Annotated in this window: 17 protein-coding genes and 2 pseudogenes; 11 read left to right on the plus strand and 8 right to left on the minus strand. The window is 67.1% G+C overall.

The annotated features are described in order from the left end of the window. Nucleotides 1-685: 685 nt before the first annotated feature. The 3 genes from ATK36_RS03465 (at nucleotide 686) to ATK36_RS31210 (ending at nucleotide 8146) form a co-directional block, all read left to right on the plus strand. On the plus strand, nucleotides 686-6910 hold the full coding sequence (locus ATK36_RS03465; RefSeq protein WP_245914268.1) for a PA14 domain-containing protein: 6225 nt from the start codon (nucleotides 686-688) through the stop codon (nucleotides 6908-6910). A gap of 6 nt (nucleotides 6911-6916) precedes the next feature. Further along, the gene (locus tag ATK36_RS03470; protein WP_098509777.1) at nucleotides 6917-7324 is read left to right on the plus strand and encodes a hypothetical protein; all 408 of its coding nucleotides are present in this window, start codon (nucleotides 6917-6919) and stop codon (nucleotides 7322-7324) included. Nucleotides 7325-7507: 183 nt separating this feature from the next. Continuing rightward, nucleotides 7508-8146 (plus strand): hypothetical protein, encoded by a 639-nt coding sequence (locus tag ATK36_RS31210; RefSeq protein WP_170069575.1) that lies wholly within the window; start codon nucleotides 7508-7510, stop codon nucleotides 8144-8146. Here the strand turns inward: ATK36_RS31210 and ATK36_RS34560 are convergent. From ATK36_RS34560 to ATK36_RS03490, 5 genes are all read right to left on the minus strand, one after another. After that, entirely contained in the window at nucleotides 8053-8616 is a 564-nt protein-coding gene (locus tag ATK36_RS34560) for an ESX secretion-associated protein EspG (RefSeq protein ID WP_098509778.1), read from the minus strand. The genes ATK36_RS31210 and ATK36_RS34560 overlap by 94 nt on opposite strands. 6 nt (nucleotides 8617-8622) lie before the next feature. Further along, nucleotides 8623-9516 (minus strand): hypothetical protein, encoded by an 894-nt coding sequence (locus tag ATK36_RS31215; RefSeq protein WP_141544352.1) that lies wholly within the window; start codon nucleotides 9514-9516, stop codon nucleotides 8623-8625. A gap of 213 nt (nucleotides 9517-9729) precedes the next feature. Further along, complete coding sequence (locus ATK36_RS31955; protein WP_170069576.1) at nucleotides 9730-9879, minus strand: hypothetical protein; 150 nt, start codon at nucleotides 9877-9879, stop codon at nucleotides 9730-9732. Continuing rightward, a complete protein-coding gene (locus ATK36_RS34565) occupies nucleotides 9879-10493 on the minus strand; it encodes a DUF3558 domain-containing protein (protein WP_098509779.1) in 615 nt (204 codons plus the stop codon). Before ATK36_RS34565 ends, ATK36_RS31955 begins: the two co-directional genes overlap by 1 nt. Continuing rightward, nucleotides 10493-10897, minus strand: coding sequence for a hypothetical protein (locus ATK36_RS03490; protein WP_141544353.1), 405 nt, complete (start codon nucleotides 10895-10897; stop codon nucleotides 10493-10495). The genes ATK36_RS34565 and ATK36_RS03490 overlap by 1 nt, the downstream gene beginning before the upstream one ends. Before the next feature lie 219 nt (nucleotides 10898-11116). On the opposite strand from ATK36_RS03490, the pseudogene ATK36_RS03495 reads away from it, so the two are divergent. Then, a pseudogene (locus ATK36_RS03495) lies at nucleotides 11117-11466 on the plus strand (NUDIX domain-containing protein); the annotation flags it as partial. Nucleotides 11467-11974: 508 nt separating this feature from the next. Here the strand turns inward: ATK36_RS03495 and ATK36_RS03505 are convergent. Together ATK36_RS03505 and ATK36_RS34150 are read right to left on the minus strand one after the other, a co-directional pair. Beyond that, a pseudogene (locus tag ATK36_RS03505) lies at nucleotides 11975-12348 on the minus strand (transposase); the annotation flags it as partial. Nucleotides 12349-12681: 333 nt separating this feature from the next. Beyond that, on the minus strand, nucleotides 12682-12813 hold the full coding sequence (locus tag ATK36_RS34150) for a hypothetical protein (protein WP_281259001.1): 132 nt from the start codon (nucleotides 12811-12813) through the stop codon (nucleotides 12682-12684). Between the two features lie 567 nt (nucleotides 12814-13380). On the opposite strand from ATK36_RS34150, the gene ATK36_RS03510 reads away from it, so the two are divergent. The 7 genes from ATK36_RS03510 to cas6e are packed head-to-tail and all read left to right on the plus strand — an operon-like array spanning nucleotide 13381 to nucleotide 20712. Beyond that, nucleotides 13381-15756, plus strand: a complete 2376-nt coding sequence (locus tag ATK36_RS03510; protein ID WP_098509781.1) for a CRISPR-associated helicase/endonuclease Cas3 — start codon at nucleotides 13381-13383, stop codon at nucleotides 15754-15756. Then, nucleotides 15753-16070 (plus strand): hypothetical protein, encoded by a 318-nt coding sequence (locus tag ATK36_RS03515; RefSeq protein ID WP_098509782.1) that lies wholly within the window; start codon nucleotides 15753-15755, stop codon nucleotides 16068-16070. The genes ATK36_RS03510 and ATK36_RS03515 overlap by 4 nt, the downstream gene beginning before the upstream one ends. Continuing rightward, entirely contained in the window at nucleotides 16067-17653 is a 1587-nt protein-coding gene (casA, locus tag ATK36_RS03520) for a type I-E CRISPR-associated protein Cse1/CasA (RefSeq protein WP_098509783.1), read from the plus strand. The genes ATK36_RS03515 and casA overlap by 4 nt, the downstream gene beginning before the upstream one ends. Continuing rightward, nucleotides 17650-18243, plus strand: a complete 594-nt coding sequence (casB, locus tag ATK36_RS03525; protein WP_098509784.1) for a type I-E CRISPR-associated protein Cse2/CasB — start codon at nucleotides 17650-17652, stop codon at nucleotides 18241-18243. Before casA ends, casB begins: the two co-directional genes overlap by 4 nt. Then, nucleotides 18240-19370: a type I-E CRISPR-associated protein Cas7/Cse4/CasC gene (gene cas7e / locus ATK36_RS03530; RefSeq protein ID WP_098509785.1), complete on the plus strand. Its 1131-nt coding sequence runs from the start codon at nucleotides 18240-18242 to the stop codon at nucleotides 19368-19370. Before casB ends, cas7e begins: the two co-directional genes overlap by 4 nt. Next, on the plus strand, nucleotides 19367-20074 hold the full coding sequence (cas5e, locus tag ATK36_RS03535; protein ID WP_098509786.1) for a type I-E CRISPR-associated protein Cas5/CasD: 708 nt from the start codon (nucleotides 19367-19369) through the stop codon (nucleotides 20072-20074). Before cas7e ends, cas5e begins: the two co-directional genes overlap by 4 nt. Then, complete coding sequence (gene cas6e, locus ATK36_RS03540) at nucleotides 20065-20712, plus strand: type I-E CRISPR-associated protein Cas6/Cse3/CasE (RefSeq protein ID WP_098509787.1); 648 nt, start codon at nucleotides 20065-20067, stop codon at nucleotides 20710-20712. Before cas5e ends, cas6e begins: the two co-directional genes overlap by 10 nt. A gap of 777 nt (nucleotides 20713-21489) precedes the next feature. Here the strand turns inward: cas6e and ATK36_RS03545 are convergent. Then, a complete protein-coding gene (locus ATK36_RS03545; RefSeq protein WP_098509788.1) occupies nucleotides 21490-22689 on the minus strand; it encodes an MFS transporter in 1200 nt (399 codons plus the stop codon). Between the last annotated feature and the right edge of the window lie 447 nt (nucleotides 22690-23136).

Genomic DNA, 23136 nt, shown 5'->3' on the forward strand with positions numbered 1-23136 from the left:
TGGCGTTCGACGTGAATTGCGGCCACAGTACTGCAGCGGGATTGAGAATATTGTTGCGGGGAAAGGACTTCGGCAACGCCCACGACGGAACCGGCTGTGCGGATGGTGCAGGCGAGCAACTGGCGGGTCGAGGTTCTCGCGGCCGTCGGTGATTTGGCGCTATCACGTGCCGGTCACGGACGCATGCTCCCACGGCCAGTCCAGTGCAGTCCGGAACGCCATTGTCGCCGGGTGAGTGGCCACGTTGTCGCGGCCGGCGGTCAAGGCGGTGCCCTGGACGCTGGAGCAACGCTCGCGGGGAGATGGTCGCGGTGAACGCCTCTCCGTGTACCGCGGAGGGCGGTGTCACCCGGTCGGCGGTGTGGCTGATGCGGTCGCTGTGCAGGGCACATTGATGCAGCGACCTGCTGCTTGTACTTCTCCGGACGTGGTCTGGACAAGTATGACATAGGTCTCATTTTCGGGGGTAACGATCGAATGGGACGACACGATGATGTCTTCGCAGACCGGAGGATCGGAAGATTTCCGGGTGTCCCGGCCCGCGGGTGGCCGGAGTCGTGCGGTGCTGTCAGTGCCGTGCTTTCGGGTTGGTGCGAGCCGGTCTCGCGTTCGGGGGAGGGACACCGTCGTGCGCCGGTTGTCGCATGCTGCTTCGGGCAGTGTGGTCAGAGCGGTTCTGGCCCTGGTGATTGCGGTGTTGCTGGCGGGCAGCACGGAGGCGGTGGCCGCGCCGGCGAAGCCGCCGGAGCCGCCGGCGCGGGTTGATCCGCACGATGTTCCGTTGTTGCCGTCGGTTCCGCCGCGGGTTCCGCAGCCGGAGAAGCCGTCAACGGCGGATTTCTCGGGTGTGTCGCGTTTGGACGGTGGGGCGGGGACGCATTTCAATCCGCAGCGGTCGAAGCCGGTGGCGCGGTCGATGTTCGTCACGGAGTACGAAAATCCGGATGGGACTCGTTCGGTGCGCCAGTCGAGTCAGCCGCTGAACGTCCAGGACGCCAAGGGTGCGTGGCTGCCGGTCGACACGACGTTGAAGCCGGACCCGGCGACGAAGCGGCCGGAGACGGCGCAGCATCCGCTGAGTCCGTCGCTGGCGGAGAAGGCGAACGATCCGGCGGTGCTGCAGGTCGAAACGGCCGGGCACACCGCGAGCCTCGCGCTGGATCAGGCGGCCCCGGCGCAGGCGGCGGTGAAGGGCGACTCGGTGACGTATTCCGAGGTCGCGGCCGGGACGGACCTGGAGTACGAGGTCACCCCGGGTGCGGTGAAGGAGACGGTCAAGCTCAAGCGCCCGCCCGCGGATGGCCGGTCGAGCTGGCGGTTCAAGCTGAACACCGGTGGCCTGACACCCAAACTGGAAGCCAACGGGTCGGTAACACTGGCCGACGAGGCAGGCAAAGCGAAACTGGTCCTGCCGCCGGTGGAGACCTGGGACTCGGCCGGGCATGGGGACACCGCGCCGGCGATGACCGGCGGCACCTACCGGCTCGAGCAGGCCGGTACCGACTGGTGGCTGACGGTCGCGGTGGATCCGGGGTGGCTGACGGACCCCAAGCGTGTGTACCCGGTCTCGATCGACCCGACGTTCACCTACGGCGTGCAGTATTCGTTCGCCTACCGCTCCGATGGCACCGACTGCTCGAACTGTGGCTTGCGGATCGGGAACAGCCAGGGCAACGGCGACACCTACAACCGGTCGGTCGCGCATTTCGACTATTCGCCGCTGTGGGGCAAGACGGTCGTGGGCGCCACGATGGAGCTGACCCGCAACACGAGTGTGGTGGGGTCGGTCAAGACCTGGAATGCGAACCTCTATCACGCCTCGAACAACGACTTCAACGGTGTCGGGCCGTTCCTGGCCGGCGGGCTGATCGGTGACGTCGGCTCGTTCGCGAGCCCCGGGTTGACGACTTTCCTGCGGGACCGGGTCAACGCCCACGACGTCAACATCTCGTTCATGATGATCGGTGCGGAGAATCCGGGTGTCTGGACGTACAAGAACCTGAACGCGACGCTGACGGTGGACACGGGCAGCCCGGCTCCGGCGACGACGTTGGTGGCGCCTGTGGACAAGTCGGTGGTCACGACGTTGACGCCGACGTTGTCGGTACAGCCGGTGACCGATCCCGATGGGGAGGCGGTGAAGTACTGCTTCCGGGTCGCGACCGGGTCGGATGCGAAGTCGGGGGTGGTGATCGAGTCCGGGTGCCTGCCGACACCGACGTGGGCTGTTCCGGCGGGGGTGTTGCAGGACGGGGTCGCCTACACGTGGCAGGCGATGACGTTCAGCGGCAGCACCACGATCACCCCGGCCTGGGTGGGGCATCTGAAGGTGGATCAGCGGATCGGTGACCATGGCCCGTCGCCGACGGATGACGCGGGTCCGGTGACGGTGAACCTGGCCAACGGCAACGCATCCCTGGGGCAGCAGACACCGTCGTTCACCACGGTCGGCGGTAACGCCGGGCTGAACTTCACGTTCAATTCCCAGCAGCGGGAACCCAAGGGGCTGAAGGCGTCCTACTTTGTCGACCTGTCGCACAACGGGTTGATCAGTGATCCGCAGCAGCCGGTGCTGGTGCGCACCGAGCCGCAGGTGAATGTCGATTGGGGGACGGATTCACCGTTCCCGCCGGCGTTGCCCGCGGATTGGTTCGTCACGCGGTGGGAAGGGTTCTTCCAAGCACCAGTTGCCGGGACGTACCAGTTCGCCGGGGTGCATGACGACGGCGCGGTGGTGTGGGTCAACGGCGCGAAGGTGTATGACGTCGGGACGCCGAGTGATGTGAACTGGACCGAGTCGACGAATGTGACATTGACCGCAGGGCAGCGGGTGCCGATCAAGGTCGAGAACGCCGAGGCCACGGGCGCGGCGCGGATGCGCCTGTTCGTGCGGACGAGCGACAACACGACGGTGGCGCCGCAGATCGTCCCCGCGGATTGGCTGTTCACCAACGATCTCCCCGCGTTGCCGCAGGGCTGGACGCTCTCGGCTGATCTGGACGGTGATGGCACCAGCTACACCGAGTCCAAGGTGACTGATCAGAACATCGTGCTGACCGATGCGACCGGCGCGAAGCACACGTGGACGAAGAAGAGCACCGGCGGTTATACCGCACCGGACAACGAGGACGGTGTCCTGGCCCTCGACACCGGCGGGCGGGTCACATTGCACGACGGCGGGGACGTGTTCACCTTCCGCACCGATGGGAAGCTCGACACCCAGGCCTCGGCGGTGGATTCGCGGAAACCTGCTGCGCTGCAGAACATCTACACCGGTACGCCGTCGCGGTTGAGCCAGATCAAGGATCCGGTGTCCGGGCGGGTGCACACGTTGCATTACCAGCGTGCGGGCGATGATTGTTATGGCAGTACGAGTGTCCCGCCGGGTGCGGATGCGGTGCCGCCGTCGCAGATGCTGTGCCGGGTCACGTATTGGGACGGGTCACAGACGGCGTTGTGGTATGTGCAGGGCCGGCTGGCGCGGATCGAGGACCCGGGTGCGGAAAACAACGACTACCTCTACGACGAGGGCGGCCGGGTCACGGGGGTGCGCAGCCCGCTGGCCACCGACTGGGTCGCAGCGGATCCGGCGTCGCGGAACCTGATCGATTACTACACGACGATCGGGTATGCCGGCCAGAACGGGAAAACGCAGGTCACGAACGTCACCGAGGCAGCGCCCGGTCCGGGACAGCCGCGGCCGAAGACGACCTACCGGTACGACCCGGGCACCCACACCAGCTACACCGACACGGCGGGGTTGAGTTCGGCGACGGGGTTCGCGAGCAAGGTCACTTACGACGACGCGGACCGGACACTGTCCACCACGGACGCGGCGGGCAAAACCTCGATGCAGGAGTGGGCGCCCAAGGACCTGCCGCTGTCGACCACGGACGCGGCCGGGCGGAAGACAACCACGGTCTACGACTACGCCGACCGGCCCACCGATTCCTACGGTCTTGCCCCGGCATCCTGTTTTGCCGGGCAGGTGCCGAATGGTACGTGCGGGATGTCGCACGGGCACACCGGGTATGACGAGAGCATCAACGGCCTGGCCGCGGCGTTCTATGACAACCCGACGCTGTCGGGGGTGCCGAAGGTGCAGCGCACCGGGATCGGCCCGGCGGATAGCACCGTCAAGAGCCCGTGGGAGTACAGCAACGACGTCGTGCCCGGGATGAGCGCGGACGCGTTCTCCCTGCGGCTGACCGGTGATCTCGTCTTCCCGGCCGCGGGGGACTACAAGCTGCGGGCCAATGTGGACGACGGTATCCGGATGTGGGTCGATGACCAGCTGGTGATGGATTACTGGCAGGTCAGCAACCCGGCCTGGCGCGAAGCCACCGTCCACGCCGATGCCGCGGGGCAGGCGAAGCGCATCCGCATCGACTACTACGACAACGGCGGCTACGCCAAACTTGACCTCGACTGGATCGCCCCCGGCAAACCCGAGGAACTCATCCCCGGCAGCGCACTGCGGCCACGCTATGGGCTGACGACGTCCACGACCGCGGTCGAATCGGATGGTGTGCCGGACAAAGTCGGCACCACCCGGTTCGACGAAAACGGGATAGACCCCGTCTATGGCTTGGCGACCTCCGGACAGGGCAACCCGTCAGGGTTGAAGATCAACGGTTCGGTCGCCTACGAGACCCCGGGTACCAGGTACTTGCGTAAGACGAGCAAAACCATGGCGACCGGTGCCACAACCACCTACGCCTACTACGGGGACACCGAAACCCGAGCCAACCCCTGCGTCCCAGGCTCGGTCGTGGCCCAGGGCGGCCTGCCGAAACTGGTCACCTCGACCACCCCCGCGGCCGGGCCTGCGCGCGTTGATGAACAGGTCTACGACGCGTCCGGCCGGGTGATCGCCGAAGCCACCGGCGGCGACTGGACCTGCACCACCTACGACAACCGCGACCGGCCCATCGAAGAACGCGTCCCCGCGTCGGCGACCTCGCCAGCGCGAACCGTGACGCACACCTATGCCGTCGGCGGCGACCCGCTCACGTCGTCGGTCTCCGATGACAAGGGCACCATCACCACCACCGCTGACCTGCTCGGCCGGGTGGTCGCCTACACCGACGTCAACGGTGTACGCACCACCACCAGTTATGACCAGGTCGGGCGGGTCACCTCGAGCACCATCACCCCGCCCAACAGTGCCGACCTGCCGAGGACGCTGAGCTTCACCTACGACGATGCCGGACGCGTCCAGACCCAGAAACTGGACAGCACGGTCCTGGCCAGTGTCGCCTATGACAACGCCGGTGAGCTCGCCTCGGTCACCTACGCCAACGGCAGCAGCCTCAGCGCCGTGGGCAAGGACAACGCCGCCCGCCTGCTGTCGCTGGACTGGAAAACCAGCGACAACCAGCACGTCGTGTCCCAGGTCGGTCGCACCAGCGCCGGCACGATCATCGACGAAACCCTCGCCGGCACCGATGCCCGCCCGAATGCGCCGAACTATGTGTATGACGGCGCGGGCCGCTTGACCGAGGCCTACGTCACCGGGCATCACTACACCTACGACTACACCGCCACCGCGTCCGCGACCTGTCCCGCCGGGACCCAAGCCAACGCGGGACTGAACACCAACCGGATGCGGCTGCTCGACCACACCGCGTCTGGTACCGCGGAAACCCGCTACTGCTACGACGCCGCCGACCGGCTCCTGGCCACCGAAGGCGCCACCACACTGACCGGATTCACCTACGACACCAACGGCAACACCACCAACTGGACCGGCTCCGACGGGGGCACCACAACCCTGACCTGGGACGGCTCCGACCGCAACACCGGCGCCCGCACCACCGGCCTCACGCCCGCACTCAACGCGGACATCGCCTACACGCGCGACGCCACGGACCGCATCATCCGCCGGGATCCCCGCGACTGCGACAACAACACCGTCACTCGCTACAGCTTCACCAGCGACGGCGACAGCCCCGACCTGACCCTCAACACCGACAACCGCCTCACCTCCCTCTCCGTCTCCCTACCCGGCGGGGCCCTCTACACCAGCCGCCTCGGCACCGACGGCACCTTCACCCCCACCTACGACCACCCCTCCATCCGTGGCGACCTCGTTCTCACCACCGACACCGCTGGACACCAGGCCGGAGCATTGCGCTCCTACGACCCCTACGGCCAGCCCCTCGCTCCGTCGGGCACGGTGGATACGCAGAACGTGCCCGACAACTCACCGGGCTCCATGGACTACGGCTGGCTCGGCCAGCACCAGCGACCCTACGAACACACCGGCGCACTCTCGCTCGTGCAGATGGGCGCCCGCCCCTACAGTCCTCTGCTGGGCCGGTTCCTCTCCGTCGACCCCGACGAGGGCGGCTCCGCCAACGACTACGACTACGTCGCCGGCGACCCCATCAACGCTGTCGACCTCGACGGACACGGGTTCTGGGGCTCCCTCTGGAACGGAATCAAATCAGTCGCGCGGGTCGTCACGCCGATCGCTGAGTGGGCTTCTATCGTCCCCGGGCCGATCGGCGCCATCGCAAGCGGCGTGGCTGCAGCCGGCAACGCCATCCAGGGAAACTGGGGAAAGGTCGCCCTCTTTGCCGCGGGCGCAGTCACATGGGGCGCTGCGACTACCGCATACAAGGCTGCGCGGATCGTCCGAGCGGCAGGTAAGACGGTGAAGATGGGTGGCGGCATCCGTGCGTCACGCCTGACGTCACGAGTAGCGGGCCGGGTCTGGGTGGGGAAGGGAGCGAGCCGTGTAGGCCCAGGCGGTCGCTATCGCTTATCGAACGACAAGCTACGGCAGTACCGGCCACCGAGCTATAAGGCGAAGCACCGTACATGGCAGTCCAACTTCGAGCGCCGGACCAAACCTAAAGGTCCATGGAAGCACAACTACCATGTCCGTCATAGAAGGTTTTGGTGACCGTGAATGGAGCTGATGATGGAGGCCTGGGATTTCAATGGTCGTGTGGCATCAATGCGCCAAGGTACTGACATGCGTGGCTACCTCTTCGTGACCGTCGCCGAGTCGACCGCTCACGAGCCTCGCCCGCACGTCTTGCTCGAGTTTCTTCGTTCGTCCGACGCCAACCAGCACACATGGTTCTACAGCGACCGGGCCGATCCCACAGACTATGACACGGCGGCCGAACTTTCGTCCTTGGAGATCGACTGGTATGGAACACGCTACTCCGCGCGTTGGCTGGCCGACGATCAGGCGACCGAGATCAAGAAATACTTCTATCATCAGGAGTCTGTGGGCAAAAAAATTGTTAACGCGTTTCTTAATCGAAAGAGTGGATCTCAGGTGAACGTATTGCCGGACCACGGCAACTAGAATGGCAGCCTCGCAGGGGTGATCTGCGGTGCTCTAAGCCTGGATCCGCCGATGGATTGTCGTCTGGGGCGGCGTGTAATAGGTGAAGTGCCTTCTGGCCTGCGATAGTGAGAGTCTCTGAGGTTCTCAAGTCGCATGTGGCGGAAGGCATTTTCAGTGAGATTGTGGCATAGGTGGTCGCGGGTGTCCGTCCGGTTCGATGAGGAGAATCTCGTGTCGTGCGCGGGGTTGGTGCCGGTGATGGCGCTGGCCGAGCGGGCAGGGATGTCGCAACTGGTCGCGGAGAAGGTGGAGATCACGAACGCGCCGATCCCGTCGACCGGAGCGAATCCGGCCGGGAAGATCGCCGCGATCGTGGCCGGGATGGTGGCGGGCGCGGACTGTATCGATGATCTGGATGTGATCCGCCACGGCGGGATGAAACGGCTGTTCAGCGGGGTGTACGCGCCCTCGACGCTGGGATCGTTTCTGCGGTCGTTCACCCACGGGCACGTCCTGCAGTTGACCGCGGTCCTGCGTGCGATGCTGGCCACGCTCGCCATGACGACGCCGGTGCTCGCAGGCGCGGAGCAGATGACCTATGTGGACATTGATTCACTGCTGCGGCGTGTGTACGGCAAGAAGAAACGGGGCGCGCGGTTCGGGCCGGCGAAGGTCGGTGGCTACTCGCTGCTGTTACGCGGATTGTCGCCGCTGGTGGCGACCACGGCAACCGATGCCGCACCGCGCTACGTGGCGCAGCCATCAACGCGCGGAGCTGCGCCGCGCTGTCCGGCGCTGTGTAGTCGCTGGTCATGTCCAGGTCGTAGGACTCGGAGGTAGGCCCTGTCCCGTATGCCGACCGGGGCACCCGGATCTCGCCGATACCGGCCTGGGCGAAGCTCGGGGAGGGTGTCCACCACCGCGCGGCACAACCGGTCGGCCGGAATCCGCACCAACGTCGCTTGGTCATCGTCCACTGTGATCAGTAGCGCGGAGCGTCCAGTAAGGACAGCCAGCGAAGCCGACCTACGTTCGTCGCGTCGGCTGGAAATGCGGTAGCACTCCGCATCAGCGGTGGAGATGCCCCACAGCACATCCCGGAAGTCCCCGGTCAGCCGCCGCCGACGCAGGTCGTAGAAGCCGGGCTCGGCGAGTGCCTGCCGCATCAGTTCGTCGAACGAGGCGGCCACGTCCTCTTCGAGCCACCATTCCATCACCCCCACCACAGGGTGCGCCGGACCGATCCGTTCGGAGTCCCACGCCCAGGCAAGAGCGACCCGCGGCACCGTCACTGGTGCGTCGATAACCATCACCGGCTATGTGCCGATCACTGGCGGCACGGCCTTGCCGTCGTAGCCGAACAGCGCGTTCGGGTCCGGTTCCAGTAAGTAGGAGGCGGCCTTCTTCTCCTTGTCCTCTTCCTTATTGCCCTTCCCACCGGCGGCGCCCATCGGCATACCGTTCGCGCCCCGGGCGCCGGCCGCGCCTGTCCCGCTCCCGCCTCGTGTTACCGGCACTTCGACACCACCGCCGACCCTGCCACCCGAACCGGTCGACCGTCCCGGCCCGCCGAGACCACCCGCGCGTGAACCTGCTCCGGGTGCCGACGTCCCCCCGCCGGTTCCCGACCCTCCTGGACCGGACACGCCGGGGGCGAAACCGCCACTGAATCCAGAACCGGCCCCCGGACTGTGGGAAGACGACCCGCCGCCGCCTGGACTGATCGGGCTGAACCTTGTTGGGTCACCACCCCACCGGCCACCCGGACCGGACTCCGAGGGTGGGACGAAGCTGGAGGTCCGTGTTCCGTCGCCACCATTCCCTTGCGCGGCAGGCAACTGTGCGTTCCCTGCCGACCCGCTGCCGACGTTTCCCGGGTGATACTGCCCGAGCGGCGAGCCGAACGAGCCGTCCTGCCCGTGGCCCGGGTTGGACGAGTGCGGCGAAAATGTGGAGTGCCCGGCATTCGCGGTCTGCTGATTCGGTGCGGCAGAAGGATTCCCGATCGAGAAGTCACCCTGCGCGTCGGGCATCTGCCCGTACTCGATGGGCATCGTCTGCGCGTGCCCATCACTGGTCGAGGTGAAGCCCTCGTAGATCTGCTTGTTCTGCTGAATGGCCGCGTTGTTCTTGTTGATCTGGTCCTCAGTGTCGGTATCCCACACCGTCAGCACATCAACGGCATTGCGCTCCGGCGGAGAGTCGGACACCTCCTGCAGAGAGTCCCGAGTGGACTGGAACGCATGCGACTGATCCGTCAAGGTGTTCTGGCCCGTACCCAGCGCTGTTGACGCCGAAGTCGCCGCCTCCGCCAGCGGCTGCAACCCGCCGCGAGCCGCGTCACCGCTCTGCCCGGACCATGCAGCTTCCAGCCGGGCTACGATCGCCCGCGTGTCCGATTCGATCCCCTGCTGTTCGGACGCCTAGGACATGCTCACATGCTGGGCTTCTCCGAGACTGCCCGGACCTGGGCCGTTCTTCGCCCGCTGCACCAGTTCCCCGGGGAGGAGCAGTTTGCCTTCCTTCTGCTGCAACTGCATCCACACTCTCACCGCGTAAGCCGGGCCGGACATCACGCGCCCCCCTTCAACGTCGTGAGAGCCAGATCCGCAACCTTCCGCGCGTCCTCACACGGATCACCCGTACCTACTGCGGACCTAGCAAACGTTGCGTCAGCCTCAAAAGCGGCGTCATTGGCAATCCCCACCGCGACACTGCACATCCCCCGTGAGCGTTCGTCGCGAGGACCGTATGCCACCACCGGATAGCCTTGGGCTGGGGCTAGCACTTTGAAAAACCCGCCCCGGCCCTGAGTTGCGTATACGTCGGTAAGGCCACGCTTCCACGCGTACACAAACTGGATACCGACGAGAGAACCGCGATCGTCGTCACCCCAGGAACACGATTTCGCTACCCCGGTGTCTTTCGCTGCTGGGCTACGTGTCGGCGTGTTCGTGAATAGGCCGCCGATCTGCGCATCGGTGAGCGCCTTGCAGGGATCACCTCGGACCAGCGACGCGGGCAACGGATTGGCAATCGTAGGGACTGGGAGGCCGCTGCTCGATGCGACGGGTGCGGAGCTAGGTCCAGGTGTCGCCGTACCCGCCGTAGTTCCCGAGCACGCCGCAAGCACGGACATCAAGACCAGACCGGTCACGATGCCACCAAACCTCGACGCAAGAGCCATCAGAAGCGACCCCCGTCGCTCTTGGTGTCGACAGTCTGTGCGGCCTGCTCATCATTCGCTTCGTGTATCCCCAGCGCCGTCTCGATTTTTGCGATGAATACGCCCACAAAATCGCGCTGACGAGTAAGAGTGTCACGGTAGGCAAGGCCAGACTTGTTACTGGCGTCTGTGTTGCGCAGCGACGCCGGATCGTTCCCTGGAGACTGAATCGACCACATCGCCACTGCCCCATTAAGCTGATCTGCGATTCGCCGCTGCAGCTTTTTGAGGTTGTCGAGTTCGGTGGTCATGGCGTCCCGGTCGAGCGTGAACGCTCCGCCGGTCGAACCGCTGGAGACGCCGCCGGCTCCCTCGCCGGCCACCACGAACTTGGCGGCGTTCAACGCCTGTTCCTGCCCTGCCACTTGCAGCCTCCCCTTTGTCCCACCGTGGGCATCCATGCCTCGCACCGATAGTAGCCAATCGGCAACAACCTGTCCGCAGAACACCGGAGATCACCCCTGTGAGCGTCCACACCCCGCTGACCTGGCCATATAGTCGCGCGTCGACACTAGGCCAGGAGTGTTTGACGTCGGTCGGATGGACGTGCCACGGACGTTGACAGCCCCGTAGGGGTGCTGTGCGTGACTGACGAGTATGGAGCATGGAAGACCTTTGGTGAGCGGACTGTTTACGACAACAAGTGGGTCCGGCTCGGCCTGGCTGACGTGCAAGCGCCGAACGGCGAACGGTGGGAGTACCACGTGGTGCACCTGGCTTGAATCGCGATCGGCCTGATTGTGGACGACTGGGACCGGGTGTTGATGCTCTGGCGCTACCGGTTCGCCACTGACCAGTGGGGCTACGAACTGCTCGGGGGCTGGTTGAGGAGGGCGAGGAGCTGGCGGCCACGGCTGCCCGTGAGATCAGGGAAGAGAGTGGCTATCAGCCGATCGGCGAGGCTGAACACCTGACTGACAGCTTCGTGCCCGTTCTCCCAGCGCGACAACTTGACCTTGAGGCTTGTTGCCGACATGACGGACACGCCGAGTTCGTCAGCTCGGCGAAACAGCATCCGGATGACCTCGTCCGCCTTGTAGCCGAGCTGTCTCCGGACGGCTTGAAGGCGGGTCTCAGCCATCGGGCGAATCCTCGCGATAACCGGGCTGACCTGCGAAGTTAATTGCGGTTAATGGTGCGGCTGTTAACCTCAGTCACCTGCGAAAAGGCGCGCCCGTGCCGTTTCCTGGAGGCATGAAGGAATTCGAACACCCGCCAGTGGTCCAGCCGCAGAAGCGCGGCGCGCCGCTGAACATCTGCCCCCTACTGCTTGTCCCGGTTGCCCAGCGCCGCGCCGAGGTCGGCTCTCAGCTCGGTGAGTTGTTCGGTGATCTCGGAGAGCCGGAGCTCAATCACCGCAAGCCGCGCGGACACCGCGTCCTCCATGTCCTCCATGTCCTCCCGGGGCTGGCGCGGTGCCGGCGGAATCCGGCCGCGCAACACAGGCCGTGCAGGTGGAGCAGGGGTAGCACCTCGGCGATCTTCGGGTCTTGCGCGCCCACGGCGGCAGGATCGCCGAGGCGAACCGCTGCCGCTCGCCGGTGTCGGGGTCGACGCGCTTGTCGTTGACCCGCGGCATCGTCACCTGGACCGGGCCGGCGGTGGTTGTCACCTCCCTCGGCTGGTGGTAGCCGTTGCGCACCACCAGCCGGTGACCTTGCTCGTCGAGCTCCTCCCGGAACCGGGCGGTGCAGGCATCCACCTCGGCCTGCACTGCCTCGGCCAGCATCCGCTGGGCACCCTCGCGCACCAACTCGTCGATCAACGAACCGGACGAACCCGGACGGTCATCGCCTGCTGCCGGGTCGGGCACCACGCGAGCATGGGCCGTACCTTCTCGACCGACGCACCAACGTCGGCCTGCCTGAGAACCTTCACTCGATCACTGGGAAGGTACGCCCCTTACCAGCCGATCGACAGGTTTCAAGGCATTGCTCTGACAGACCCGGTGGGGGAGGTGGTGGTTTGGGGAGGCTGATCCGGGTCGGGTGAGTGTCGTCGACCCCCGCTCGCGCGGGGAGTGCTCGCGCGGGGAGTGGAGGTGGCCTGAGCTAGGATTACTCCTGGTCCGCGACCGTCGACGGTCGCGGGTAGAAGCGGGAAGCCGCGACGAAGCTGATCACCCAGCCATGTGCGACTTCCCGCTTGGTCATACCAGCTGGCGAATCGTCAATACGATTACCAGCATGATGGCCAGCGGCCCGATCACTGTCGAGGTGATCGGGCCGCTCACTCGCACTGTGACGTGGAACCAGGCGTGATGTTTCTTCCCACGTTTCATGTGCTCACCTCCCTCCCGCGGCCAGCTGGTCCGCGAAGGGAGGCGATGGTGGAAGCCTAGCGTGTCTCAGAGAGGGTCACCCCAGTGGCTTTTGGAAAGCAAGCTGCAGTAGGTTTTTGTGGGGTTAAGCTCCACTAGGTGGGTGGTACATCAAGGGCAATCAGACGTGACGGTCTCAGTGGAGCCGTCGGCCTTGCCTGCTGTGCTTGCCGCAAGGCATGTGCCTTTTCTCAGTGAAGACTGAGGTGACCCGCTCCAGTAGGTTTGTGGTAACAGCGTCCCCGCGAGTGCGGGGGAGGAGATTGTTGATGTTCCGCCGTCGCTTCGCTTTGCTGCATATATGAAGACGTGCTTGCCGACGGCCGGGTGGGCCGTGTACCGCTTTGCCGCGAAGGCCGGAGCAGCACTCCCTGAGTTCAAGACTGCTGCCGAGTGCTGGAAACAGCCACTCAGGGTAATTCAACACCCACCAGTTCTGCCACTGGCAGGTCCCGTGAATCGCCATTGGCGCGCCAGGTAGGGTTCCCAGCCTTGTCCCTTTCATGATCGAGAAGTCGGCGAGGCCGCATGAAAGCAGAGCACGACCACGACCCGCGAGTGGTCGAGCCGTGGGGAAAGTCGGCGTTCCCCGACAGCTGTCATCCGTTGGTGTGCCATGCGATCGACACCTTCGCGGTCGCACTGCGGCTGGGGCCGAAGCTGCTGCGCGGAAGGCTGCGCACGGCGCTGGAGGAGTCCTTCGGGCCACTGGAGAATACGCAGTCCTGGGTGGCCTTTTTCTGCGGATTGCATGATCTGGGGAAGTACTCGCCGGCGTTTCAGTCGTTGAATCTTTCGCTGGCGAAGGCGCGGATCGGTCCGTGGGGTAGCGGCGCGGTCGCGTTCGTGGCGAAACCGGTGGGCTTGACCGGACGGGTTGATGCGCCGCACGGCATTCTCACCGCATTTCATCTTCGGAATCTGCTGTCGGAGTGGGGTGCGACGGAGGAAACCGCGATCGATCTCGCGGCGGTGCTCGGTGGGCATCATGGGTGTTTTCCGTCGGGCCAGGATGTGCAGCAGATCAGGTCGGAGCGCAACAGCCATGGGGAACAGCCGTGGGCGGCGGCGAGGACGGAGCTGGTGATGCGGCTGGCCGCCCTGTGCGGGCTGCCCGACCCACGGACGTTGCCGTGGGGCGAGGTCCGCCTGTCCCGTCCGGCTGCGGTGGGGCTGGCGGCGGTGACGACGGTGAGCGATTGGGTGGCGTCGGACAAGGCGAACTTCCAGGCGCCACCTGCGGAATTCGACCTCGAAGCCTATGCGACGGAAGCGCACGCCCGAGCCGAAAAGGCGGTCGCGCGACTGGGGCTGACTCCGTGGGTGCCGCCGCCGGATCCGGGATTCAGGGTGTTGTTCGGGGAGGATCCGCGCCCGGTGCAGAAGGTCGTCGAGGAGGTCGTCGGCGCGTTGCGGGAGCCGGCGTTGATAGTGGTCGAGGCTCCGACGGGCGAGGGCAAGACGAAGGCGGTGCTGCAGGCGGGGGCGAAGCTGGTGCAACGTCTGGACCTGGCGGGGATCTACATCGGGTTGCCGACGCAGGCGTCGAGCATGCAGACCCGCACCGTCGTCTGCGAGATGCTGGAGCATCTGGGAGACGAGACCGGCGTGAGCCTGGTGCACGCGGGTGCGCGTGAGGTCCTCGAAGAGCTGGCGAAGCTGTCGGAGATCGGCATCGACGAGGGCGATTCCGCGGCGACGGCGAGGGCATGGTTCACGAGGAAGCGGAGCCTGCTCGCGGTCCTGGGCAGCGGAACGATCGACCAGCTGTTGAAGGCCGCGTTCCGCGGTGGCCACGTGTTCGTCCGGCTGGCGGGCCTGGCCGGGAAAGTCGTGGTGATCGACGAGGTCCACGCGTACGACACGTACATGTCGACGCTGCTGCAGCGGGTTCTGGTGTGGCTCGGCGCACTGGGCGTTCCGGTGGTGCTGCTCTCGGCGACGCTGCCGGCCGGACGTCGGCACGCTCTCGTTTCTGCGTGGCAGGCGGGTGCGCGGGGTTGCCGATCGGAGGCGATCCCGGTGACTCCGTCGACCGAGGGGTATCCGCGGGTGACGGTTGCCGGAGCGCACGGCGCCCCGCGCGAATACGGGGCCGGGTTGACGAAGTTGAACCGCGAACGCCTCGTGCACCTCAAGCAGGTCGCGGACGATGAGGTCGTGGACTGGCTGCTGGGCGAAGCCGCGAAGGACCGCTGTGTCGCCGTCGTGCATAACATGGTCTACCGGGCGATCGATACCTTCGAGAAGCTGGAGCGGCGGATCGCGGAACTGCCCGAGGCGGAGCGGCCGTTGCTGCTGGCGATCAATGGGTCGCTTCCGCGAGCGGAACGGTTGAAGGTCGACAATGCGCTGCGTGAGAGCTTCGGCGCGGGGGTGACTCGCCCGCGGCGGGCGATCGTGGTGGGCACGCAGGTGCTGGAGCAGAGCCTCGATCTCGACTTCGACGGGTTGCTGACCGACTTGGCGCCGATCGACGCGCTGTTTCAGCGCTTGGGCCGCGTACACCGGCACCTCCGGAATGTGCCGCGAGGAGACCTGGTTCTGGCGATCACGGGCGTGACCGACACGTCTGCCGGGCCTGAGTTTCCGCGCTATCTGCACAGCGTGTACGCGCGGAGCGTGCTGATGCGCACTTGGGCGGCGGTGAAGGATCTGGAGTCGATCGATTCGTGGCCGAAGATGGCCGAGTTGGTGGACAAGGTGTACGAGGATCGTGTCCCGTGCCCGGCGGGGTGGGAGAGCGGCTGGTCCAGCGCCGCGCAACGGCTGGAAGCCGCCCGTGACAACGACCAGAAGGCAGCCGAGCACGCGTGTCTTCCGTTTCCGCACCGGGTGTCGAAGCTGGAAGAACTGACCGAACGGCCGGGGCAGGCCCGCACGCGCAAGGGCAGGCGCCGGTGAACGACGAGAACAGTACCGAGGAGCTGTCGGTCCGCGTGGTGCTCTACCGCAGCGGCCCGGGCGGCGAGCGGACGCTGATCTGCCCGGACAGCGAGGACGTGCTGGACTCCTCGACCGTGCTGATCGCGCCGGCCGCGGTGCCCGTGGCGGTGGTGCGGGCGCTGCTGGCGTCGGAGGTGCCGGCGGAGTTCGCGCAGGATCCCTGGCTCGACCGCCATCGCGCGCTGGTCTTCGTCGACGGCCGTTGCCGCGTCGGGCGTCACGAACTGCGGTATCACGAGAAGTTCGGCGTTTACGGGAGCGAGGAGCCGTGACGGCGCCGTTCGATCTGATCACGCAACGCTGGATTCCGGTGGTGCGCCTCGGCGGTGGCGAAGACGAGGTCGGTCTGGCCGAGCTGTTCGCCGAGGCGCACAAGATCCGCCGGATCGCGGGGGAGACGCCGCCGATGACCGCCGCGCTGTACCGGCTGGTGCTGGCGTTCCTGCACCGTGCGTACGGGCCGGAGTACGACGCGGACTGGGGCGACTTGTGGAAGGCGGAGTCGTTCGACGCGGATGCTGTCGGCAGGTACGTGAACACGTCGGGCGCTTCGTTCGACCTCTTCGATGCTGAGCGGCCGTTCCTGCAGTGCCCCGAGCTGCCCGAGGCCAAGCGGTCGACGGTCGCGAAGCTGATTCCGGATCGGGCGGTCGGCAACAACGTGACGCTGTTCGACCACACGGTCGCCGGTGATCGTGTGGAGCTGGCGCCGAGCACCGCGGCACGCTGGCTGGTCACCGCGCACGCCTACGACCCGGGTGGCATGAAAACCCCGGCCACGAAGGTCAAATCCTCGAAACGCGCTCCGTGCAACGGGTTCGCGGTCGTGCTCGTGGAGGGTCGCACGCTGAAGGAGACGCTGTTGCTCAACGCGTCGCTGCACGATCCCGAGGATCCCGGAGATCGCGCGGCGTGGGAGCGGCCCGTGCCGGGCGCGGAACCGGACAAGCGCCGCAGCGGCGGGTGGACGGACGTGCTGACGTGGCCGTCGCGCCGCGTCCGGCTCTTTCCGACGGTGCGCGCGGGAAAAACCGTGGTGGCGGAGGCGGTACTGAGCCCGGGCACGGAACTCGTCGGCGAGCTGCCCGGCCTGGAGAAGATGGCGGCCTACCGGACGCCGCTGACCCCGGCCGGGCGGCCGAAACCGGGCGCCCCGATGCTGCCGGTCCGGCTCCGCCCGGTCCGGGGCGCGTGGCGGCACAGCGTCGAACTGCTGCTGGTGGATCCGTGGAACGAGGAACGGACCAGGCAGCGCCCGGTAGCGCTGAAAGAGCTGGCGACGCACACCGACCGTGGCCGCATCCCGGACGAGACCGTCTACACACTGCGGATGTTCGGGCAGCAGCTCGACAAGAACGCCAGCGTCGTCGAAGCCTATTTCGAGGAGGCGGTCCCGGCTCCGGTCGCGTTGATCCGCGCCCAGAACGATACTGACGACGAGAATCCGGTGGCCAAACTCGTCGGATGCGCGATCGAGCTGGCCGACGAGGCCGGTGCTGCGCTGCGCACGATGCAGCGGGAGTACCACAAGGAATTCCACGCGATGCCGGGCGAGTCGATCGATCTCCCGTACTGGCCGGTGTTGCCGCGCCCGTTCGGCCGGTTCCTGCGCGACCTCAACGCCGCGCGAGCGGCCGGGCGCAGCGAGCGGCGCGTCATGGACGAGTGGCAGCGGACCGTCGGATCGACAGCCCGCCGGGTGGCGGACGACTGGGCGGCCGCAGTCGCCGTGTCCGGCCGGAGCCTCAGCGCACTCGGCAAGCACCAGGCGGCTCTGCACAAGAGACTGCGTTCCTTCTCGGCGCGGTTCGAGGGGCAGATCGTCAAGTACCTCACGAAGGATGATGCCGAGTGACCGTACCCCTCGACGAACGCCGCGCGGCGTTCGTGAAAAGCCTCTACGGGCTCCAGGCCGGGCTCGATTCGCGGAACACGGCACTTCGCGCCGCATGCCGGCGGACGCTGGCGGGCCTGCGTCGCGGCCTGACCGGACAGCCGGGGATCGGCGCACAGGACATCGTGTTCCGCCACGATCCGCCCGAAGGGGAACTGGACGCCTGGCTGCTGGTCGCCGGGCTGTTCGCGACCCACCCGAACGGCGTCGGCGGTCGCCGTTCCCTTGGCGCCTCGATGTTTGCGCTGCGGGAGAAGCGCAAGGACTCGGCGACGCGGCGCTTCGAGCAGCTGCTGCTGCGCGACCGCGGCGGCCTTCCGCACCATCTGCGGCAGGTGATCCGGTTGCTGGCCTCGGACGGCATCGCGGTCAACTACGCCGGCCTGCTCGACGACCTCGTGATCCTGCTCGGCGACGGCTACCGAGGCGAGAGCGCGCACCGTGTCCGGCTGCGGTGGGCACGCGACTTCCACACCGGCGGCCGGGCCGTTTCGGCCGAACGGCCATCCGCCACTGTGACGACTGAACGACCTTCCGAGGAGACACCGTGATCATCGAGCTGCATCTGCTGCAGTCCTTCCCCGTCAGCAACCTCAACCGCGACGACGTCGGCCAGCCCAAGACCGCGACATTCGGCGGTGTCTCGCGCGCCCGGATCTCCAGCCAGAGTCTCAAACGCGCCGCGCGCCTGCTGTTCGCCGAGCACGGCCTGGAGAAACGCGAGACCGCGACCCGCACGAAACGCCTGTGCGACAGCGCGGCCGACGTGCTGCGCGGCCAGGGCAAGGACGCCGCCGACGCGCGTAAGGTCGTCATCGCCGGGCTGGAGTCGCTCGGGTTCGGCGTCGACCAGGTCACCGGTCTCACCGAATACCTCCTGTTCGTCGGCGGCGACGCCATCGAGTACCTGGCCGGCTATTGCGGCGAACGCTGGGACGCGCTGCTCGCGGTGGCCGCGGCGAAGAACGGCACCAAGAAGCCGGCCAAGATCAAGCCGGACGCCGCTGCGCGCGCCCAGGCCGCGCGTCTGCTGGATGCGACCCGGGCTGCGGACATCGCGTTGTTCGGCCGCATGATCGCCGACAACAAGGACTTCAACGTCGACGCCGCCTCCCAGGTCGCGCATGCGCTGTCGACCCACGCCGTGGCCACCGAATTCGACTTCTACACCGCGGTCGACGACCTCAAGCCGAACGGCGAATCGGGCGCCGACATGCTGGGCACCGTCGATTTCAACGCCGCCTGCTACTACCGCTACGCGAATCTGGACCTTGAACAGCTGCACACCAACCTCGGCGGCGACGCGGACCTTGCCGCGCGAGCTGTGAAAGCCTGGCTCGGCGCGTTCGTGCACGCCGTTCCCGGCGGCATGCAGAACACGACCGCGGCCCGCACGATGCCGGGCAGTTTCCTTGGCGTCGTACGGGAACGAGGCGCCTGGAACCTCGCCAACGCGTTCCTCTCCCCGGTGGTCGCGGACGACCTGATGGCCGCGTCCACTGCTTGTCTCCTCAAGCATTTCGGCGGACTCCGCCGTTTCTACGGCAGCGACGGTATCCACACCGCGGTGGCGGCCTCGGCGACCGGAGACGTCCCGGAGACCGACGGCGTCGACACCGCCGACACGCTCGACGCCTTCACCACACGCCTGCTCGCCCCGGCGATGGCCGACGCGTGAGCCACACGCTCGCGCTCTGTATCGACGCCCCGATGCAGTCCTGGGGACTGCGCTCGCGCGGCGTCGTGCGCGACACTGCGATGGAACCCACCAAGTCCGGGATCGTGGGACTCCTGGCCGCCGCTTCCGGTGTCGCGCGCGACGACTCGAAACGGATCGCCGCTCTGGCGGCGCTGCGGCTTGGCGTCCGCGTCGACCGTGAAGGACTGCTCGAACGCGATTTCCAGACGACCCAGAACGTCCCGACCACGGCGGGCACCGGCCACCGCACCGTCGTCAGCGAACGCTACTACCTTGCCGACGCCCTGTTTCTCGTCCTGATGGAAGGCCCCCGGGACGTGCTCGCCGGTCTGGCCAGCGCCGTCGCTGCTCCACGATGGCCGCTGTTTTTCGGGCGGCGCGCGTTCGTGCCCGCTCAGCCGCTGTTCAAGACGCTCGCCTCGACGAGCCTCGACGAAATGGTGCGAGAGTACCCATGGCTCGAACATTCCCAACGCGCCGCGTCCGCGGCCGGGGACCAGCAGCGGGTCGAGCTGCGCACCGTGATCGATTGCCCGGCCGACGATCCTCGCGCCGAACCGCGGCACGACGTTCCGCTCTCCTTCTCCGACGGCGCCCGCCGTTACGGCCAGCGCACCGTGGCCGTCGACGAGGTGCCGCTGACCGCCACGATGATCCCGGCCGAGGAATCCCGATGTTCCTGAGCAGACTCACCGTCAACACCCAATCGCGCACCTTCCGCCGCGACTACGCGAACGTGCACGACATGCACCGCACCCTCATGTCCGCCTATCCCGAACTCCCGCAAGGCGAGGGAGTCCGGCAGGCACACGGCGTCCTCTGGCGGCTCGACAGCTTTCGCGGCGGTTTCGTGCAGTACGTGCAGAGCCACACCGAGCCCGACTGGAACACCCTCGCCGGTGGTCACCTCGTCAAGCCGGCCGAGACCCGTTCCCTGCAACCGGTCCTGGACGCCGTGACCGCCGGCCGGTGCCTGACGTTCCGGATGGTCGCGAACCCGACCCGGTGTGACGGGCAGACACGCAAGCACATCCCGTACCGGCAGCCGGATGACCAGCTCGATTGGCTGGTCCGGAAAGGCGAACGGCATGGTTTCGTGATTCCGGGCGCGGCCGGTGGCCGGCCGGACGTGGCGGTGACGGTGGTGCCGACGATCACCGGGCGGAAGAACGCGAAGACGAAGATCACGGTGGAGGCGGTGCGGTTTGATGGGCGATTGGTGGTCACTGATGTGGGCGCGTTCACGGCAGCGCTGGTGAATGGTGTGGGGCGGGCGAAGGCGTATGGGTGTGGGTTGATCAGTGTGGCGCCTGCTCGGTGAGGTGGTGAGGGTTGGGGCTGGGAGAATCAGCGGCTGGCGGTGTTCGGCGGCGGATTCACGGGACCATCCCCGCTTGCGCGGGGAGAACATCAGCCCGATCGGGTTGGCAGCCATCGCCGCGGGGCCACCCCCGCATGTGCGGGGCGAACGGGAATAGCCATGCCCGATCTCTCGCGACACCCCGGCGAAAGGCTGTGAAGGGGCCCTTCACAGCCTCAGAGTCCGTGAAGGGCCCCTTCACGGACTCCCGGCTGGACGGGCAGCGCGGCGGGACGTTCACGGCGCGGTTCGTGGCGGTCAAGCCCGCCGAGGCGGCGGGCGAGCATCGTGCGGACCATCCCCGCATGCGCCGGGGAGAACGGTCTTTGATACTCGCTCGTTGTGACTGGTATGGGACCACCCCCGCACGCGCGGGGAGAACAAATGGTCAGGGTTCAACCCTGGTTTTTCAGGGGGACCACCCCCGCACGCGCGGGGAGAACTCGCGGTCGAACCCGGCGGAGGGCCTGGGGAACGGACCACCCCCGCACGCGCGGGGAGAACTCTTGCGGCCACTGCGCAGCGCTGTAGGCCTGGGGACCACCCCCACACGCGCGGGGAGAACACTTCCTGACCTCGGCTTTTACGCCCCGGGTGGCAGGTTTTCCTTCAGTTTGCTCAGCGGTCTCCGGTCAGCATACGGGGTTCGGCGTTTGCGGGGTCGCAAGCGGGCTGAGATGCTCGACGGCCACGACGAGAGGATTCGTCGGAGGCGGCAGCCTGCGTACCCGGACGCCATCACACCTCCGACGACGGTAGCGGCCGTTCCCGCCCCGGCAGGACCCGCCCGGCGAGCACGATCGGCACGGTCATCAACGCGATGGCCATCCAAGGCAGCGCGCCGGGAGCCGTGTCGAGCAGGATTCCGCCGGACAGGGCTCCGCCGGCGACAGCGGCGTTCCAGCTTGCGATGGTCAGGGATTGCGCGGTGTCGGCGCGGCGGCCGGCCAGCCGTGCTGTGATGGCCTGGAAAGACGTCGGCGCGCCGCCGAAAGCCAGCCCCCACAAGGTGCTTGCGGCGAGGAGCGGGACGGTTGCCCGGCCGCCGACGGTCAGGACGAGCAGGCAGCAGGCGGCGACCGCGGCGCAGCACAGGAGGACGGCGCGGGGGTGCCGGTCGAGGGTGAGCCCGACCAGCCACAGACCGGCGACGGTGGCGGCGCCGAACAGGAGGAGGCCGGTGCTCAGTAGCGCGGCGTGGCCGTGGTCGGCGTAGAACGGGCCTAAATAGGTGTAGAAAATGTTGTGTGCCAAGGAGAATGTGACTACGAGGAGGAGCAGCGGGCGGAGCCCGGGGGTACGCAGCACGGTGCGTAGCGGCGTCCGCGTGCCGGGTTCCTCGCCGGGCAGGGGTGGGACGACCGTGGTTATCCACCACAGAAGTGGCAGCGCGGTGAACGCCATTCCGGCGAACACCCAGCGCCAGCCGACGAGTTCCCCGAGCGCGGATCCGATGGGTACGCCGAGCGCGAAACCCACGGGCGTACCGGCCATCGCGATGGCGAGCGCGCGGCCGGACCGTTCCGCCGGGACGAGCCGCATCGCGTAGTTCGCGACGAGCGACCACAGGATTCCGGTCAGGGCACCGGAAACGACCCGAGCCACGAGCACGAGCGCGAACCACGGCGACAGCGCGACGACCAGATTGGTCACCACGAACCCGGCGACCAGCACGAGCAACAGCTTCCGCCGTGGCATCCGCGCCGACATCGTGGTCAGGGGGAGCGCGGTCACGGCGGTCGTGATCGCGTACACGGTCACGAGCTGACCGGCCGCCGCGGGCGAAACGCCGAGATCGGCCGCGGCGGGAAGCAGGATCCCAGCCGGGACGACCTCGGTCAGGCAGCCGAGGAACACCGCGGTGGCCAGTGCGAGAAGCGCCGGCAGGACCCGTGGCGGGAGCCCGGTGGTACGGCCGGGCGGAGTTGTGACGTCCATGGTCGAGTCTCCACAGTCGTGGCGGCCGGGGCGGGGCGGGTGCGGTCGGGAGTGGTCCGATGGTTCGCCCGGGGGCAGCGGGGTGTTGTCGGCAGGTGGTGTGGGGGTCGGGTAGCAGGTGAGGGTGAGGGCGGCGGAGGTGCTGTCCGCAGGTGGTGTGTGAGGTCGCCGCAGCCACCGGGCGGTTCGCCGGGGGCTGAGGATCTGGCTGCAGGTCGTGGCCTGGGCTGCAGGTGTGTTGCTGCAGGTGGTGGTTGGGGGGAGCCGCAGCCGCCTGGCGGCGGGCGGGCCGGAGGTTGTGCCTCGGACCGCTGGCCGCGTGTTGGGTGTCGTGGCCGGGACAGGTTGGTAGCGACCGTGGTAGTTCACCGTGCTGTGGGTAGAAGGTTGTGCCCAGGACCGCAGGTGAGCAGACCGGTAATGGCCGCTCCGGCCCCGGCGGCTCAC

It is taken from the genome of Amycolatopsis sulphurea (assembly GCF_002564045.1).
Lineage (GTDB): Bacteria > Actinomycetota > Actinomycetes > Mycobacteriales > Pseudonocardiaceae > Amycolatopsis > Amycolatopsis sulphurea.